Origin of the sequence: Corynebacterium jeikeium (assembly GCA_003955985.1) — a bacterium.
Taxonomy (GTDB): domain Bacteria; phylum Actinomycetota; class Actinomycetes; order Mycobacteriales; family Mycobacteriaceae; genus Corynebacterium; species Corynebacterium jeikeium_D.
The window spans coordinates 2,230,711-2,248,408 of record CP033784.1 but is presented as its reverse complement, the minus strand read 5'-3'; the positions used below and the strand labels follow the sequence as shown (position 1 = coordinate 2,248,408).

Below are 17,698 nucleotides of genomic sequence, written 5' to 3'. Positions count from 1 at the left end.
CCGAGTATGCGCGGCCTACTCACTGCACATAGCTGGTTTGGTCTAACCTAGTCAGTCATGACGCAAAGCCAGCATGATTCCCATCCCCATCGGACAACCGCTCCGCGGTTGGCGGTGGGGATTATTTCTGCCGGAAAAGTCGGGGTCGCGCTCGGCCAGGCGTTAGAGCACTGTGGGCATCGTGTCACTCACGTGGTCGCGCGCTCACCAGAATCTGTCACACGAGCGCATCTACGTCTCCCGAACGCACAGGTTAGTAGCATTGCCGACACAGCTTCCACCTGCGAGCTCATCGTCATCGCCGTGCCGGATCGCGCCATCGCAGAGGTCGCGGAGGAAGTCGCCCGCCATGTCGGCCCCGGACGCATCGTCATGCATACTTCTGGTTCCCTCGGGCGTGCCGTGCTCGATCCGGTCGCACTCACCGGCGCGCTGACCATCGCCGCCCATCCCGCAATGACATTCGCAGGGCTTGACGACGACTCCGAGCTCCTGACCGGCTGTCCATGGGGCATCACTGTTGGGGATGAGCTCGCGAAAACAGTCAGTGAACTGCTCATTGGTGAACTCGGCGGTCGTCCGGTGTTCATCAACGAACGTCACCGCGGTCTCTATCACGCGGCTATGGCCCATGGCTCAAACGGTCTGGGCGCAGTTGTGGTCGATGCAGTAGAAATGCTGGCAACCACTATCGGCGGAGATACAGCAGCCGAAGACACCGACCTAGCTGAGCTGCGTCGAGGCCAGGCCGCCGAGCTGCTCCGCCCACTGCTGGAAGCTTCATTGGACAATGCCTTGAGGTGGGGTTCCCGGGGGCTGACTGGCCCGGTGACGCGGGACGACCTTGGGACCGTCGTCAAGCACGAACGTGAAATTGAAGCGGTGGCACCGGAAATGGGAACCGCCTACCTGGCTCTTGCCGAGCGCATCGCCGAGCTGCGCGGCGCCAACGAGGTTTTGCGGTACCTACGCCGATGAGCTGAGCGGACTGGCTGTTCTGGTCATCCGGGATGTGGCGTAAGGTATTGCCGTCGGGCGAAAAGTTTGGTCCGGTAGATCTGAACGCGGAGGAAACATGACGGGTTATACCGCCGGAGAGACAACTGTTCACAAGACTATTGCGGGAATCGCGCAGGTCACCCGTGCGTTGCGGAAGACCGGGCGGCCGGTGGTGCTCGTACCTACGATGGGTGCGCTACACCAGGGGCACCTTGAACTAGTACAGGCCGCGAAGACGCTGCCGCGCGCTGTTGTGGTGGTGTCGATTTTCGTCAATCCGCTGCAGTTCGGTGAGGGGGAGGACTTTGACGCCTACCCGCGGACTCTGGAGGAAGACGTTGAGAAGCTCCGCGCTGTCGGTGCTGAGCTGGTCTTTGCGCCGAACGCGAAGGAGATGTACCCCAACGGTTTCCGCACGACCGTGCAGCCGGGGCCGCTGGCTTCGGAGCTCGAAGGTGCTACTCGCCCGGGGCACTTTGCCGGTGCGTTGACGGTGGTCAACAAGCTTTTCAACATCACCAACTGCACTGATGCCGTTTTTGGTGAGAAGGACTACCAGCAGCTGTGCCTGATGCAGCAGATGGTCACTGACCTGAATATGCCGGTGCAGTTGCACGGTGTACCGGTGATTCGCGAGGCCGACGGGTTGGCTATGAGCTCCCGCAACCGCTATCTGTCCGAGGAGCAGCGCAATCTCGCAGTAACCCTGTCCGCCGCGCTGACTGCTGGTGCTTTTGTCGCGGACCGTGGTGCGGATGCTGTGCTGGAAACCGCGCGTGGTGTGCTCGCCAGCCAGCCTGAAGTCGAGTTGGATTACTTGGAGCTGCGTGACGCTGCGCTCGCCCCGCTTTCCGACGAGGCGTTGCGCGGCGACGGCCAGGAGACTGAAGCTCGCCTGCTGGTTGCTGCGAAGGTCGGCACTACTCGTCTCATTGATAATGTTGGCTTGATTCTTGGTGCGCCGCGCCCGGATTCGGCAAACGGTTTCGGTCAGCTCGGCCAGAAGGACGCCGAAATTGCGTCGGCGGCTCTGTCGGCTGCGGGGCTGGACGGCGAGCTGACTGAGGAAGAGGCCGCTGAGCTGGCTGAGCTGCAGGAAAAGGTTCGTGCTGCTCGAGATGCGCGTCTGAAAGATGAGTCCAGCAGAGAAACTCTGAAGAACGCTGGCTTTGGCGTTGAGCAGGACAGCGAGTAGAACGGCTTTTAGAAGTAGTTTCTCGTGGCTGGGAAGTTGTCGTATTATAGTGTGCCGACTAATAACCTGCCACGCTAAGGGGTGCCGCGGTAGGCAAGCATCCAGGGGACGAATCCAGGAAGGGACCTACCTTTTTCATGTTTCGCACTATGTTGAAGTCCAAGATTCACCGTGCCACGGTGACTCAGGCTGATCTTCACTACGTTGGATCGTGCACGATTGACGCTGATCTGATGGAAGCGGCCGACCTGCTTGAAGGTGAAGCCGTCGACATCGTCGATATCAATAATGGCAACCGGCTTACTACTTACTGCATTACCGGAGAGCGCGGCTCGGGCATCATTTCCATCAACGGTGCCGCCGCTCGTCTGATATCGCCGGGTGATCTGGTTATTATCATCGGCTACGGAATGATGGATGACGCTGAGGCGCGTACGTACAAGCCGAATGTCATCTTCGTCGATGAGGACAACAAGATTCTGGAAAGTGGCAATGACCCGGCGGATGTGCCGGAGGGTTCTGATTTGAAGAATCCGCGTAGCCCGGAGAACCAGGGCTAGTCCACGTAGCCCGCAGAGCTGGGGCTCGACTGCGTAGTTGGAGAGAAGAGTCGAGCCGGAGAACCGCAACACCAGGGTGTTCACTTTGCGTTAAAGCGCAAGTCATTAGACCGTCAGCTAAAGCTCATTGGCGAGTTGATTTTTAGAAACCGAAAGGTAACGCAACGTCCTTAGCTTCTTAGAGGATCTAAAAGTTTTAGTTTTCCATTTCCTCACCTAGTCGAAGCTATACAAAGGCGGTCTCCCCGTGGTTCGTATTGGCAAGAATCTGCTGACAAATCCTTTTGCTACCTCTCGCAGCTCTCTGACCTGCACTTACAAGTGTGGTAATGCCTGTGCTGACGATGCTCCGAACGAGTTCTCGGACAACCAGTACTTCGGTGATGTTGCGAAGGAGGCGTTCTCCCAGCGCGCATTCTCCCGTCGCGCGGCACTGAAGGTCACTGGTGCTAGTGCTCTTGCGGTCGGCGGTGGCGCCGTGCTGGCCGCTTGCTCCTCTGATGATTCGGGCAGCGCCGCAGGTGGCTCCGACGCCTCCGGTACCGCTGCTGCCGGTGACGGTAGCAAGGACGAATCGCCGGAGGGTATGCGTTTCGACGCCGTCAAGCCGAACACGGAAGACGCAGTCGTTATCCCGGACGGCTACGAGCAGAATGTTCTGATTCGCTGGGGCGACCCAATCCACGAGGGTGGCCCGGAGTTCGACTTTGACAAGCAGACTCCGGAAAACCAGCTGAAGCAGTTCGGCTTCAACAATGACTTCGCTGGCCTGATTAAGGCTGAAGACGGCACACTGCTGTACGTTTGCTCGCACGAGTACACCACCGAGCCGATGATGTTCCGTGCCTACAAGAAAGAAGATGCCACTAAGGAGCAGGTCGACATCGGACTGGCTGCCCACGGCCAGACCATCCTTGCTGTGGAAGAGGATGACAAGGGATTCCTGAAGCCAATTCTCAGCGACAAGCGTAACCGTCGCATCACTGGCTTCACCGAATTCACAGTTGACGGCCCGGCTGCTGGTCACGATCTGCTGAAGACCAAGGCTGACCCGACCGGTATGAAGGTCGAGGGAACTTTGAACAACTGCTCCGGTGGTGTTACTCCGTGGGGTACCTACCTGTCCGGTGAGGAGAACGTTGACCAGTACTTCGGCAACGTTGGCAAGCTCAAGGACGAGGACGCAGTTAAGAAGCTCAAGCGCTACTCGGTCAAGAATGAAGAGCTGTCCGACCGCGCGTGGGAGAAGTACTACGACCGCTTCGATGTCTCCAAGGAGCCGAATGAGCCGAACCGCTTCTTCTGGCTGGTAGAGATTGACCCATCTGACCCGAACTCCACCCCGGTCAAGCACACCGCAGTGGGCCGTTTCAAGCATGAAGCCGGTCAGATTTACGTCACCGACGACGGCACGGTCGTGTGCTACTCCGGCGACGACGAGCGTTTCGAATACATCTACAAGTTCGTCTCCTCCCGCAAGATTAAGGAGGGGGACCTCAAGCACAACATGGGCATTCTGTCCGAGGGCACTCTCTACGTCGGTAAGTTCAACGGTAATTCCGAGTCCGAGATTGACGGCTCCGGTGAGCTGCCGAAGGACGGCCGTTTCGACGGTGACATTGAGTGGCTTCCGCTGATGACCGCCAAGGCAGACGGCAAGCACGAGTCCCACGTTGATGGCATGACCGCCGAAGAGGTCTGCATCTACACCCGCATCGCCGGTGACAAGGTCGGTGCGACCCGTATGGACCGCCCGGAGGATATCGAGCCGTCTCCGAAGACCGGTAAGGTCTACGCGGCGCTGACCAACAACAAGTACCGCGGTAAGGCGGGCGCGAAGGACGACAAGGGCAAGGAACGCAAGGATGGTGCAGGGCGCCCGCTTGCCGACGCCGTCGAGGTCGCACCAATCACCGAGAACAAGAATGGCCTTGTTCTGGAGATGGAAGATGACCACGCCGGTACCAAGGGCAAGTGGAACCTCCTGCTGGTCTGTGGTGACCCGAACGAGGCTTACACCTACTTCGGTGGCTTCGACAAGGAATCGGTCTCGCCAATTTCCTGCCCGGACAACGTCGCCTTTGACGAGTACGGCAACCTGTGGGTTTCCACCGACGGCAACGCCCTGGACTCCAACGACGGCCTGTTCGCCGTGGCTGTCGAAGGCGAGCGTCGTGGTGAGACCAAGTGCTTCCTGACTGTTCCGGTTGCTGCAGAGACCTGTGGTCCGCAGATCTTCTCCAACCGCGTGATGGTCAACGTCCAGCACCCGGGCGAAATCGAGACGGATCAGGGTCATCCAGTCGGCGACAACCCGGACCCGACCACCAACCCGACCTCGCACTGGCCGGACGGCGGCAAGGAGCAGCCACGCCCGGCCGTCGTTCAGGTTGTACGCACTGATGGCAAGAAGATTGGCGTCTAAAGGGCACTCAACTAGCAGGTCGGCGGTGTAGTCGGCTAACCTTTATAGCCGTGACTGACGCGAAGAAGACCCCTGAAAACACCGCCACCGTTCCTGAGCAGCTGCGCATTCGCCGCGAGAAGCGTGACCGCCTGCTCGAGGCTGGAATTCAGCCGTACCCGGTTGAGGTTCCCCGTACTCACTCTCTCAAGGATGTCCGTGAAGAGTGGGGCCACCTCGAGGCTGGCGAGGAGACTCAGGATGTCGTGACCGTCATTGGTCGTGTCATGTTTATTCGTAACACCGGCAAGCTCTGCTTTGCCGCTCTGCAGGAGGGTGACGGCACGACCCTGCAGGCCATGCTTTCCAAGGCTGAGGTCGGCGAGGACGCCCTGGCTGCTTGGAAGTCGGACGTAGATATGGGCGACTTCGTCCTCATTACTGGCCGCGTAATTTCTTCGCGCCGCGGCGAGTTGTCTGTGATGGCTACCGAGTGGCAGATGGCCTCGAAGGCTCTGCGCCCGCTGCCGGTGTCGTTCGCTGATCTGTCCGAGGACAGCCGCGTGCGTCACCGCTACACGGACCTGATTATGCGTGAGCAGGCTCGTACTAACGCACTGACTCGCATCAAGGTCATCCGCGAGCTGCGCCACGCACTTGAGCGTCGCGGTTTCCTCGAGGTCGAAACCCCGATGCTGCAGACTCTGCACGGCGGTGCAGCTGCACGTCCGTTCGTGACTCATTCCAACGCTTTGGACATCGATCTCTACCTGCGTATCGCGCCGGAGCTTTTCCTCAAGCGCTGCGTCGTCGGCGGTATGGAGCGAGTCTTTGAGATCAACCGTAACTTCCGCAACGAGGGTATCGACTCCTCGCACAGCCCGGAGTTCGCGATGCTGGAGTACTACGAGGCATTCGGCACCTACGATGACTCCGCCCGCACCGTCCGCGAGGTCATTCAGGAAATCTGCGTCGCGGTCTTCGGTTCGACGACTGTTACGCTTGCCGACGGTACGGAGTTCGACTTTGGCGGCGAGTGGAAGCAGATTGAGATGTACCCGTCGCTGAACGAGGCACTTGCTCGCAAGTTCCCTGGTCAGCCGGAAGTCACTATTGACTCGACCGTCGAGGAGCTCAAGGCAATCGCCGATGTGATTGGCCTTGAGGTTCCGGAGAAGGGCGGCTGGGGCCACGGCAAGCTGGTTGAGGAAATCTGGGAGCTGCTCTGTGAAGACCAGCTCGACGGTCCTATCTTTGTCCGCGACTTCCCGGTCGAGACCTCTCCGCTGACTCGTCAGCACCGCTCCAAGCCTGGCGTGACCGAGAAGTGGGATCTTTACGTCCGTGGCTTCGAGCTGGCTACCGGCTACTCCGAGCTGGTTGACCCGGTTGTCCAGCGTGAGCGCTTTGAGGATCAGGCGCGACTGGCCGCTGGCGGCGACGACGAGGCCATGGTTCTGGATGAGGACTTCCTGCACGCAATGGAGCAGGGCATGCCGCCGACGACCGGTGTGGGCATGGGCATTGACCGCCTGCTGATGGCCCTGACCGGCCTTGGCATTCGCGAAACCGTGCTGTTCCCGATCGTGAAGCCGGAAGCGTAAGCGACTGAATTCATGTGTAGTTATCCCGGTGTTATCACCGGGATTATTTTTATCCCGTAATTTCTTCACCCGTGAATTCGGTAAATGGGAATAAGAAAATTGATCGGCGATCCGTATTGCGCTTGGGAGCAGTAGCGGGTGCGGGGGCTGTAGCGGTTGCCGTCAATAGCGTCGGGACGCGAGCAGTTGCATCGGCGGCCCCGAACCAGTCGCCGTTTCCATTCACCGGGTTGACCAGCGGCCTTGTTGTGACGGACCTGGAAGTCGTGACCGTGACCGATACGTCGGTGACATTTTCGTGGGCGACGTATGCAGGCCCACATCCAGCGTGGGGGAAGCTGGCTCCACTGGCGCCGGCCGACACTGAAGTTGCGCTAGTGCCAGTCGATGCCGATGAGGGCGGCGAGCTACCCGTGGTACATAAGGACGAGACGCAGGTTGGCTACCACTTTGTGACCGTCGATAAGCTGCGCCCTGGAACCACGTACCGTTTCGAATGTCGATCGAATGGACTGGTCGCCGAGCCGGGATTAATTACCCGAAACCTCCCCAATGCACCCGAGCAAACTGGACAGTTCACGACGTTGGTCGCTCCGGAAGGGGAGTACCTGACCACGATTGCCATCCTTAATGACGCGCATATTGGCGAAAATGGGCACGGTATTATCACCGGCGATTTCCCCGCTCCTATCTTTTCTGAACCGGGTGCCGCGCCGTATCCCGAGGTCATGCTGACGGCTGCGCTCGCCGAGCTGCGGGGGATGGGGATTGAAAAGGTTTTCGTCAACGGTGATGCCACGTCGGAAGCACGTCCGGCGGAGGTGCGTCGATTTGCCGAGATTATGAATACTTTTGGTGCTCAGGAGCGGCAGTGGTTTGTCACCCGCGGCAATCATGATCGTCCGCATAAGCCGGATGCCGATCCATCTGCTGGCTACGACGAATTCCCGGTTTTGGAGGGTAGCGAGAATCATCGCGATCCCTTCGGTGTTCTCCTGGGGCGTCCGCGGCAGGAACTGTGGGTCACTCAGCAGGGGCCGGTCCGTGTCATAGGGCTGGATTCATCGAAGTTGGATGAGTCCGGCGGCGAAATTAGCCCGGAACAGTTCGATGCACTGGAGCGGGAATTGCAGCGTGACCCCAGTAAGCCGACAGTTGTGCTGGCTCATCATCCAATTACCTCCGAGGCTGGTTGGACACATGCTGCCGGGCCCACCTTCATTCTCAACAGCGCTGATGCACGACGCTTGCAGCAGATGCTTAACGACGCTCCGGGTGTATTCTTCGCGGGGGCAGGTCACACCCACCGTGCAAAGCGTACTCGCGGTGATGTTGGGGCCGGCGTTGATTATTTGGAGACCGGCGCGTGCAAAGCATACCCCGGTGGCTACACACTGCTGCATGTCTACTCCGGTGGCTACCAGGTTAACTTTCACCGTTTGAGCAGCGAAGATGCGCTTGCGTGGACTGCGCGTGCCCGTTGGGCGATGTACGGTTTCGAGCCCGAGGCTCTGCTTGGTGAGCTCTCTGATCGCAACTACGTTGTTAACCGCGTTATCGCCTGACAAGTTAGAAGCCTGAAAGTTTTCTGTTACTTGGCAATGTTTTTTCAATTCTTGTGACAACGGTCACGTGATTGTTTTATTGTTATGCCAGTAATAGTTCTGACTCGAAAGGCCATGATCACATGAGCGAGAAGAAGAACCGCGAAGATTCGACTGTCGGCCGCAATAACCCTGGTCGCGACGCTATCGGAGCGGCAATGCGGTTCATCACGTCGATTACTGGTTCGGACTTCGCCCAGAAGTACGACCTTCAGCCAAAGATCGACCGCGTGGTGTACCAGTCCACCAAGTCCGGTTTTAAGACCCTTGGTGCCGCGAACCGTCAGTTTAAGAAGATTTCCGGTTCCGGTAAGCCGGAGCGTCCGGCTGAGGAAGCCCAGGCTGCACAGGAGGCCGCAGCCGAGGAGAAGGCAAAGAAGCTCTTCGACCTCACCCCGACCGAGGATCAGCAGATGATCGTCGAGACGGTTAAGGAATTCGCTGAGTCTCGTCTGCGCGAGGTTGCTTATAAGTCCGACCACGAGGCAACTCCGCCGGAGAACCTCGTCTCTGAGGCTTCTGAGCTGGGCGTCACTATGATCAACGTCCCGGAGGCTTTCGAGGGCATCGCTACCGGCGAGGACGTCACCACCAACGCGCTGGTCGCGGAGGCTCTGTCCTACGGTGACATGGGTCTGGCTCTGGCAGTGCTGGCTCCGGCCGGTGTCGCTGCCACCCTGACCGCTCACGGCTCCGACTCGCAGCAGAAGACCTACCTGCCGGCATTCGCTGGCGAGAACGTCCCGGCTGCCGCTGTTGTGCTCGCAGAGCCGCGCCCGCTTTTCGACGCACGCAAGCCTGAAACCACCGCAAAGCGCGAGGGCGATTCGCTGGTCCTCAACGGTGTTAAGTCCTTCGTTCCGAACGCCGGCGCAGCTGAGCTGTTCATCATCGGTGTTGAGCTCGAGGGTAAGCCGGCTCTGGTTATCGTTGAGTCCGACACTGAGGGGCTCCACGTTGAGGCTGACCCGTCCATGGGTCTGCGCGGTGCCGCAATGGGGCGCGTCATCCTGAAGGACGTCAAGGTTCCGGCTGAGAACATTCTCGGCGGCGCTAGCACCTCGGCTGCAGATCGTGAAGAGGCATACCTCGACATTCTGCGTCGTTCCCGCCTCGGCTGGGCAGCTCTTGCAATGGGTACTTCTCAGGCAGTTCTCGACTACGTCATTCCTTACGTCAACGAGCGTCAGGCATTCGGCGAGCCGATTTCCCACCGCCAGGCAGTGGCCTTCATGGTCGCCGACATCAAGATTGAGCTCGATGGTCTCCGCATGATCACCCTCCGCGGTGCTTCCCGCGCTGACCAGGGTCGCGGCTTCGCTCGCGAGGCAGCTCTGGCTAAGACCTTCGCCACTGAAAAGGGTATGAAGATTGGTTCCGACGGTGTGCAGCTGCTCGGCGGACACGGCTTCACCAAGGAGCACCCGGTTGAGCGTTGGTACCGTGACCTCCGCGCAATTGGTGTCGCCGAAGGCATCGTCGTTCTGTAAACCGCTAGATACTTCAGCCGAAAAGAATTAAGAGGAAAGAAAATGATTAACCTCGAACTGCCGAAGTTCCTCAAGGCGGGCGCGTCCCAGTCGCATCAGGCCGCCGCTGAGATCTTCCGACCGATTTCCCGTAAGTACGATCTCGCTGAGCACGAGTACCCGAAGGAACTCGACACCCTTGCCTCCATGATGGACGGCATGGCAGATGGTGGCCGTGGCTTCTCCGGTGCTTCTGGTGGACGTGGCGACGATAAGAAGCCGAAGCGCACCGGTGTAAAGAACGGTGGCAACATGGCTTCGCTGCTCAACGTTATTGAGACCTGCTGGGGTGACGTGGGTCTGACCCTGTCTCTGCCGTACCAGGGTCTGGGTAACGCAGCCATCGCAGCTGTTGCTACTGATGAGCAGCTGGAGGCTTTCGGTAAGACCTGGGCTTCCATGGCAATTACCGAGCCGTCCTTTGGTTCTGACTCCTCCGCAGTTTCCACCACCGCCAAGCTCGATGGTGATGAGTACGTCATCAACGGTGAGAAGATCTTCGTCACTGCTGGTGAGCGTTCCGACTCCGTCGTTGTGTGGGCGACCCTGGACAAGTCCAAGGGCCGTGCTGCCATCAAATCCTTCCTGGTGAAGAAGGGCACTCCGGGCTTCACCGTGGAGCGTCTGGAAGAGAAGCTGGGTATTCGTTCCTCGGATACTGCAGTGCTCCGCCTGGACAACGTCCGCGTTCCGAAGGAGAACCTGCTGGGTTCCCCGGACATTGATGTTAAGAAGTCCTTCGCCGGCGCAATGGCGACCTTCGACAACACTCGTCCGCTGGTTGCGGGTATGGCCATCGGTGTCTCCCGTGCTTCGCTGGAAGAGCTGCGTCGCATCCTGGAAGAGGCTGGCATCGAGATTGACTACGATGCACCGGCACACACCCAGAGCGCTGCTGCAGCTGAGTACCTGAAGCTGGAGTCCGATTGGGAGGCTGCATACCTCCTGGCTCTGCGCGCTGCGTGGATGGCTGACAACAAGCAGCCGAACACTCTGGAAGCTTCCGAGTGTAAGGCCAAGGCCGGCCGTGCAGGCACCGAGATTTGCCTCCGTGCCGTTCAGCTGGCAGGTACCTTCGGTTACTCTGAGCGTAACCTGCTGGAGAAGTGGTCCCGCGACGTCAAGATCCTGGACATCTTCGAAGGTACCCAGCAGATTCAGCAGCTGGTCGTTGCTCGCCGCACCCTGGGCCTGTCCTCCAAGGAACTGAAGTAGTTACAGTTTCAGAGCAATCTACATACTGGTGAGCCGGTAAAAGCTCACAAAGATGCTCAAGCCACATTTCTTAAAACACCGTCCTGCCATGACTTGGTAGGGCGGTGTTTTATTTTGCGCTGTTTTGGCCGTGTGTCTCTTGTCGTTGCGTTCCTATTTTTCTGAGATTAGAGGGAGAGTTCATCTAATTTTCATCTTTAGGTTCTAGGCTTATTGGACATGAGCATTTCCCGCCGGGCCTACCTATCTGTTGCAACTCTTGCTGCAAGTTCAATGGCCGTCGCGAAAACCTCGGGAGCGTACGGCCTGGAGTACGTCACGTCGGGTCTGGGGCTTACCCAGTCGGATTCCAAGTCGTGGCAGGTACTGGCTAGCGACTTGGAGGTCATCACTGTCACAGACACGTCAGTGGCATTTACATGGGCAACATATGCTCCGGGAGTGCAGACAGCGTATGGCTTCATTAAGCCGACCGTTCCTTCGGATGAGCGGGTGCTGCTTGGTCCTGCGGATTCAACGCAGTTAGAGCTCGTGCACGAGGGGTACTCAGAGTCGGGCTACCACCATGTGGTCATTGACGGGTTGGAGCCGGGACGGGAGTATCGCTTTGAGTGCTGGTCACACAACTGTCGCGCGGTTCCGTCGCTGAATATCACCATGAGCAAAACGGCACCGGAGAAGACAGGCGTCGTAAGCACTCTGCCAGCGCTGGAGGGTGCACATTTGGCGACGTTCGCGCTGACGAATGACACACACATTGGTAAGCCCAATCATGACGGCATTCGCATTGGCAACCTCGGTCTTTCCTCCGGTCCGGGAGAGCAGCCTTTTGCCTCTATGCAATTGCAGGGTCTGGTGGACACGGTAAAGGCTGCCGGGTTAGACACTCTCGTCATCAATGGCGATTGCACGGATAGCAACCGCCCTGAGGAGTATGACGAACTCATCAGGGTTTTGGATACTTTCGGTGAGTTTGGGAAAAACTGGTTTGTCACCCGTGGTAATCACGATGTGCACCCGCCCGGGCTACCCAATATCAATGGTTTCCGTGGACGCGGAATCCGCAAGGGCAAGACCGCGGTTCCGGATTACTTCAGCCAGCGTCTTGTGCCGACGCAGCAGCACTGGTCGACTCGCGTCGGCGAAGTGCGTCTCATCGGTGTTGATACCGCCGAGTTTGGTTATGCAGGTGGACGTATTAATGAGCGTCAGATGCGTGCATTGCGTGCCGAACTCGCAGACGATCCAGAGCGTCCGACAATTTTGTTTGCGCATCACCCGTTTACTCAGGATGCGGTGCGTTCGCATTTCGGTGGTGAGGCATTCATGGTCGAGGCGCAGCAGGCCAAGATTTTCCAGGAGATTCTGGCCGCCACGCCGGGTGCCAAAGGCGTGTTCGCTGGTCATACGCACCGCAGCCGCCGTGGTATCGCTGACTACGGGGATACGGACTTCTGTGAGCGGGGCGCGGCACTCGGCTATCCGGGTGGATACACGCAGATCCGAGTTCACACTGACGGTTACCAAATTAGCTACCACCGCACTACGACACCTCAGTCTCTGTCCTGGTCCACGAAGACTCGTTGGTCGATGTTCGGGTTGGAGCCAGAGTTTATGCTGGGAAAGATCTCCGATCGGAACTACGTCAATTTCTTCAAGAACAAAGTGCCGCTCTGAGCTAGTGCTAGCTTCAAGCAGGGTACGCTGGGCAACGCATAGTGTTAATGGAAAATACGTAGTGGCAAGTTCCGCTGTGGGCGTAGTCGCAAGCCGCCACGTTATTGGCCGAGCACAAGTGTGGCTCTGAAGTAATAAGGAATTTAGCGATGACCGACCAGTACAACCCGCGTTCGTCCTCCCCGCAGGATTGGGAGCAGGACGGTTATGCAACATCTGCCTGGGAGCAGCCGCAGGGCGGGGCCCAGGGCCAGTACCAGCCTCAGTACCAGTACCAAACGCAGGGGCCGAACCAGGGCGGTTACCCCCAGCAGTATCCGGCTTATCAGCAGGCTCCGGCACCTGAGCAGAAGAGCAACAACGGTCTGTACGTGGTCTTGGGCATCGTCGGTGTCGCACTTGCAGCGGTCGCCGGTATCGGTGGCGCGTACTACCTGAATAATTCCTCCGATAATTCCCCGCAGTCTCCCGATACGGTTGCGGCAGGGGACTCGTCGTCAAGCACTGCGTCCCCGGCGCCGGTGGAGACGCACACGGAAACCTATACCCAGACCGTCGAGCCAGAAACGACGAAGCAGCCGGAGAGCAGCGCTCCTACCACTACGCAGAGGGGAAATTTTGGTCTCCGCGCGTTCGGTATGGATCGCGATGATATCGACGCCAAAGGTTGGGTTGGCAGTACCGCTCGCTGCTCGGGTGGGGATTACGCGCGTGTGCTGGCGGAGACGTCGTCGGGCAAGGCTGTGATTTGCGAGAATTCCAATAACCGCCAGCAGCGCCATTACATCGGTGACTTCGGTGAGATTTCGGATAGTCCGGATGCATACACAGTAGATAGTTTCTCCGGGAACCGTGCTGTCGCAAAGAATGGTGGCTACACGTATACCGTCACTCCAAATGCGGTAACCGTGACCCAGGACGGCGAAGAAATTTTCCGTGAACCCGTCACGGACTACGGTGTTTTGAACGCAGGCTAATCAGCACTGGTTCTTTCTAGGACACGCAAAAAGGACGCGGTAACTTCCACAATGGAAGTTTCTACCGCGTCCTTTTCGTGTCTGCCGCTCGCTTTACGACGGTCCCTGCGCCCTAAGCAGCCTTCTCCTCGGCGGCATTCTCCCACGGCTTCGGCAGGTGGCGAGGAACCACCTTGCCGACTGCGTTGCGTGGCAGTTCATCGAGGAACACGGTCTCGCGCGGAACAGCGAAGCGGCTGAGGCGCTGCTTGACGTATGTGCGAATCTGCTCATTGGTCAGGGCGCGGCCCTCAGGTGAATCGTCGCGGACAACCCAGGCGACCAGAGCCTGACCGAAGCGCTCATCCGGAACACCTGCGACTGCGCACTCGCGGATACCCTCGAGCTGGCTGAGTGCATCTTCGGTCTGACGTGGGAAGACGTTCTCGCCACCGGAGACAATCATGTCGTCCTCGCGACCGGAGATGTAGAGCAGGCCATTTTCCATTCGACCCAGGTCACCGGTACAGACCATGCCGTCAATGACCTGCTTGTCCGCGCCGGGGCGGGTGTAGCCCTCGTACAACATGTTGTTACCCACGAAGATTCGACCGGTCTCGCCGTCGGCGACGCGGTTGCCGTCTTCGTCGAGAATCTGGACACGAGTGCCCAGCGGCGCGCGACCTGCCGTGGTCGGATTTGCCTTGAGCTCATCCGGGGTAGCAATGGTTGCCCAGCTGACCTCGGTGGAGCCGTACTGGTTGTAGAGAACCGGTCCGAAGCGCTCGAGGGTCTTGGTGACGATTCCCTCCGGAATGGCCGAACCACAGGATGCGATGACCTTCAGCGATGTCGCACCGATGTCGTAGTTGTCTGGGAGAATCTCAATCATGCGCTGCAGCATGGTCGGCACCAGGAAGATGGTGTGCGGAGAGTGCTGCTCGATAATGCGCAGGCTGTCGGCTGGATCGAACTTGCGGCGCATAATCATGGTGGAACGCAGTGCGATGCACAGCTGCGCAGTCGCGAATCCCCAGGTGTGGAACAGCGGAGCCGCAAGGTAAGCCGGGCGACGCTGACGCAGAGGAATTCGGCTCATGATGGAAGATGCCGGCATCCAGCTGCGCGGCTCCGGACGCTTGGCACCCTTTGGAGTGCCGGTGGTTCCGGAAGTCAGAATAATAACGCGGCCACGGCGCGGGCGGGTTGGCAGCTCGGCGGTCGGCCACTTTGCCGGCGGTGCTGTCTTCAGCATCTCCTGCATGGAGGTCCAGCCCTCGCGAACGCAGGAGGTGTCACCGTAGTTTTCAAACCACGACACGGCGACCGGGCACTCATCGAAGTCCTCCGGCAGCATGTGAGTGAATTCCTCATCAATGAACAGGAAGTCAATCTTCTGTTCACGAATTACGGCCAGAGTCTGCTCGGCGGAGGCGCCGGTATTGAGCAGCACCAGGTCGGTGCCGAGACGACCGTGGGCACACAGAGCCATAATGAAACCGCGGTGGTTGCGAGCCAGCACACCGATGCGGTCGCGCTGCTGAATATCGCCGTGACGGAGTGCTCGCGCCAGGGCAGTGGAGCGCTCGTGCAGCTCCTCGTAGGTCAGCGAGCCGCCATCATCAATAATCGCAGTGTGGTGCGGATCGCGGCCGGCTGCAATGCCGAGGAGACCAGCTGGCAGGAAGTCCCAGCGGTAGATGGAACTTAATGCCTTACCAGCCGCGCCGGGCCCCATCGAGCCGAGGACGCCAGCCTGAGTCACCGGTGCGAGTCCGAGAACGAGGTCCGAGGTAGCTCGCGAAGCTTTGCGCACCTTATTGAGAATCGAGGTCTGTGGATTAGATGTCATAGTCACTCATCTTCCGTGGTTCATGTCCTGTGGTCTTCGGAGAGGCCTAATCAGGCGAAACCTCATCGGTAGGACTGCCGATTTAGTTTCTTTTACAGTAAGAATAAGTGTCCTAGGTCACTTTTGCGTAGCTTTTTGCAAAATTTTTTTATCAGAAACGAATAGTTGTGAAGATATGTGGCGTGACCAGTGAAGATAGTCAAGTATCAGTTCTCTTTCGCAGCTCAATGGGTGCTGACCTTAGCCGGGGAGGGGTTCTGGTTTGGATCTGATTCTTTTGGGGAAAGCTCCTGAAACCTGTTCTTATCCAGTTGCGCTCTCGACTCGGTGGCGAAGGGCGAACCTATCCGATACGACTCCAGTCCAGACCACTATGGTGACGTCGACTGAGGAGCTGGACGATGATCGCGATGACATTGATGACACGGATGATGACCGTGACGATGGCATGGACGACGATGATCACGATGACTTTGATGACGACGATGACGATGACCGCGTGAACAATTAGTTTTCTAATCGGCACCGTAGATTTTGTGAATCATCGGCCCCCCACGTAACCCATGAACCCCCGCTCACTAGTGAGCGGGGGTTCATGGGCGTTTATGGCAGGGACGCTATTTATTGTCCTGCGGTGTCCTGTGCCATATTCTGCTTAGCGGCATGGCTGACATTGTCGGCGATATCTGTTGACAGTTGTTCGGCATCATCCCACGGGCCAGAATTGGATACCCACACATTGAGCTGTATATGCCCGGTTCGGATGGTTTCTAGGTATCCGTCCTGGTCGTTAATGGTAGATGCACGAGACTGGGCGTCTTCGTCTGCTCCACCAACAAGAATGAGAATTGTTCCATTGGAATCTTCAAAGTTGTAGCCACAGCCAATACCTAAGTCCTTCACGCTAGTCGGCACAGCGTGAGTCTCTTCCGGCATGTAGTCGCCAGCATCACAGACGTTAAGCCAGCTGAGCGCCATTTTGTAGTAATAGGAGGCTATGGAGGCCTGGTCGGAATTGGTGTTCTTGTCTTCCAATTCCGAGTTTGCTTCTTCCAGCTCATCAATCTTTGCTTGCAGCTCGCTTTCCCGCTCCTCTGCCTGCTGTTGAAACGAGTAAATCTCTTCACTCGCGCTTGCAAGTTCGGACTCAGCATTCTTACCGCCCATGGCAAACCCCGCCGCGCCGGCAACAATCACTCCGACTGCGCCGAGGATGAGCGGCAGCGTCAAAGGTTTACTCTTTCCGGACTTAGTGCCGGAAGCTCTCTCCGACACTTTCTCGGAAGTGCCCGACTGGTTGCTATTCCACGGATCGATGGGTTCGTGAGCGTTCATTTTTAACCGACTACCTTCACCTTCTGTGCGATTGTGATTGGTTCGAATCCTGGCTGCTGAGCTGTCACAGCAACGATGTATTCACCGGGTTCTGTAAATGTTGCGTAGGCCTTCTCCCCAAACCGGCGAACGATCTGGCAAGGAGTATGTTGTCCAGTCACACCTGCGCTGGCACTTGCAGTCGGTTTGCCCTCAGAATCGTAGACATCCACCTTGTTTTCACAGGTTTCCGTACCACCAGACTGGCTGAAATTCCACAGCAACCTCGCGTTTGCTTCGCCATCAACCAGGGGATAGGTCAACAGGCTATTGGCCCCCTCGAAGGGAAGCGTGATCCGAGCAGTGTCGAAGCCGCCCAATTCTTTCTGGTGAGCAGTTGCGTCAATCTTGACGTTTTGGCGCTTGGCACTGCCGGGCTCCATGCCGCCAATTTTGGTCAGCTCCATCGAGCTATTCAGCGTTACTGCACCGGAGTCGGCATCCGAGTCTGAAAGTTCGCTGTTGGGAGAATTCTTATCCTGCGAACTGTTGGCATATTCCTGCTCTGGCTCTTCCGACCCGGTCGAGCTCTCAATCGAGCTAGGAGTTTCGGATTGTGCATCAGAAGCAGGGGACGTTTCTGTAACTGTCACCACCGCGGGGGACTCCGGGACAGCGTTGTTAGTGGGCATACCTGAGCAGCCAACCAGAGTCAGGGTAGCAGCGGCGGCTGCCACAGCTAAAACGTGCTTTGAATGAAACTGGGATGTCATGGGCGTTAAAAACCTC

12 protein-coding genes and 1 pseudogene are annotated in these 17,698 nt (G+C 58.1%); 10 read left to right on the top strand and 3 right to left on the bottom strand.

Annotated features, from left to right (window positions below):
- Window positions 1-57 precede the first annotated feature (57 nt).
- The 10 genes and pseudogenes from EGX79_09965 (at window position 58) to EGX79_09920 (ending at window position 13,113) form a co-directional block, all read left to right on the top strand.
- Window positions 58-978 carry a prephenate dehydrogenase/arogenate dehydrogenase family protein gene (locus EGX79_09965; GenBank protein ID AYX82470.1) on the top strand — a complete coding sequence of 307 codons (921 nt, stop codon included), beginning with the start codon at window positions 58-60 and terminating at the stop codon, window positions 976-978.
- A 97-nt stretch (window positions 979-1,075) separates the two neighbouring features.
- Complete coding sequence (locus tag EGX79_09960; protein AYX82469.1) at window positions 1,076-2,194, top strand: pantoate--beta-alanine ligase; 1,119 nt, start codon at window positions 1,076-1,078, stop codon at window positions 2,192-2,194.
- A 137-nt stretch (window positions 2,195-2,331) separates the two neighbouring features.
- Window positions 2,332-2,754: an aspartate 1-decarboxylase gene (locus tag EGX79_09955; protein ID AYX82468.1), complete on the top strand. Its 423-nt coding sequence runs from the start codon at window positions 2,332-2,334 to the stop codon at window positions 2,752-2,754.
- Window positions 2,755-3,001: 247 nt separating this feature from the next.
- Window positions 3,002-5,179 (top strand): PhoX family phosphatase, encoded by a 2,178-nt coding sequence (locus EGX79_09950; protein ID AYX82467.1) that lies wholly within the window; start codon window positions 3,002-3,004, stop codon window positions 5,177-5,179.
- Between the two features lie 50 nt (window positions 5,180-5,229).
- Window positions 5,230-6,762, top strand: coding sequence for a lysine--tRNA ligase (gene lysS, locus EGX79_09945; protein ID AYX82466.1), 1,533 nt, complete (start codon window positions 5,230-5,232; stop codon window positions 6,760-6,762).
- Window positions 6,763-6,833: 71 nt separating this feature from the next.
- A complete protein-coding gene (locus EGX79_09940) occupies window positions 6,834-8,327 on the top strand; it encodes a hypothetical protein (GenBank protein ID AYX82465.1) in 1,494 nt (497 codons plus the stop codon).
- 122 nt (window positions 8,328-8,449) lie between these two features.
- Window positions 8,450-9,856, top strand: coding sequence for an acyl-CoA dehydrogenase (locus EGX79_09935; protein ID AYX82464.1), 1,407 nt, complete (start codon window positions 8,450-8,452; stop codon window positions 9,854-9,856).
- A gap of 42 nt (window positions 9,857-9,898) precedes the next feature.
- Window positions 9,899-11,110, top strand: a complete 1,212-nt coding sequence (locus EGX79_09930) for an acyl-CoA dehydrogenase (GenBank protein AYX82463.1) — start codon at window positions 9,899-9,901, stop codon at window positions 11,108-11,110.
- A gap of 219 nt (window positions 11,111-11,329) precedes the next feature.
- On the top strand, window positions 11,330-12,787 hold the full coding sequence (locus EGX79_09925) for a metallophosphoesterase family protein (protein AYX82462.1): 1,458 nt from the start codon (window positions 11,330-11,332) through the stop codon (window positions 12,785-12,787).
- A 227-nt stretch (window positions 12,788-13,014) separates the two neighbouring features.
- A pseudogene (locus EGX79_09920) lies at window positions 13,015-13,113 on the top strand (FHA domain-containing protein).
- 763 nt (window positions 13,114-13,876) lie between these two features.
- On the opposite strand, the gene EGX79_09915 reads toward EGX79_09920, so the two are convergent.
- The 3 genes from EGX79_09915 to EGX79_09905 all read right to left on the bottom strand — a co-directional run bounded on the left by EGX79_09915 (window position 13,877) and on the right by EGX79_09905 (window position 17,565).
- A complete protein-coding gene (locus EGX79_09915) occupies window positions 13,877-15,595 on the bottom strand; it encodes an acyl-CoA synthetase (GenBank protein AYX82461.1) in 1,719 nt (572 codons plus the stop codon).
- Between the two features lie 621 nt (window positions 15,596-16,216).
- On the bottom strand, window positions 16,217-16,930 hold the full coding sequence (locus EGX79_09910) for a hypothetical protein (protein AYX82460.1): 714 nt from the start codon (window positions 16,928-16,930) through the stop codon (window positions 16,217-16,219).
- 2 nt (window positions 16,931-16,932) lie between these two features.
- On the bottom strand, window positions 16,933-17,565 hold the full coding sequence (locus EGX79_09905; GenBank protein ID AYX82795.1) for a hypothetical protein: 633 nt from the start codon (window positions 17,563-17,565) through the stop codon (window positions 16,933-16,935).
- Window positions 17,566-17,698: the final 133 nt, after the last annotated feature.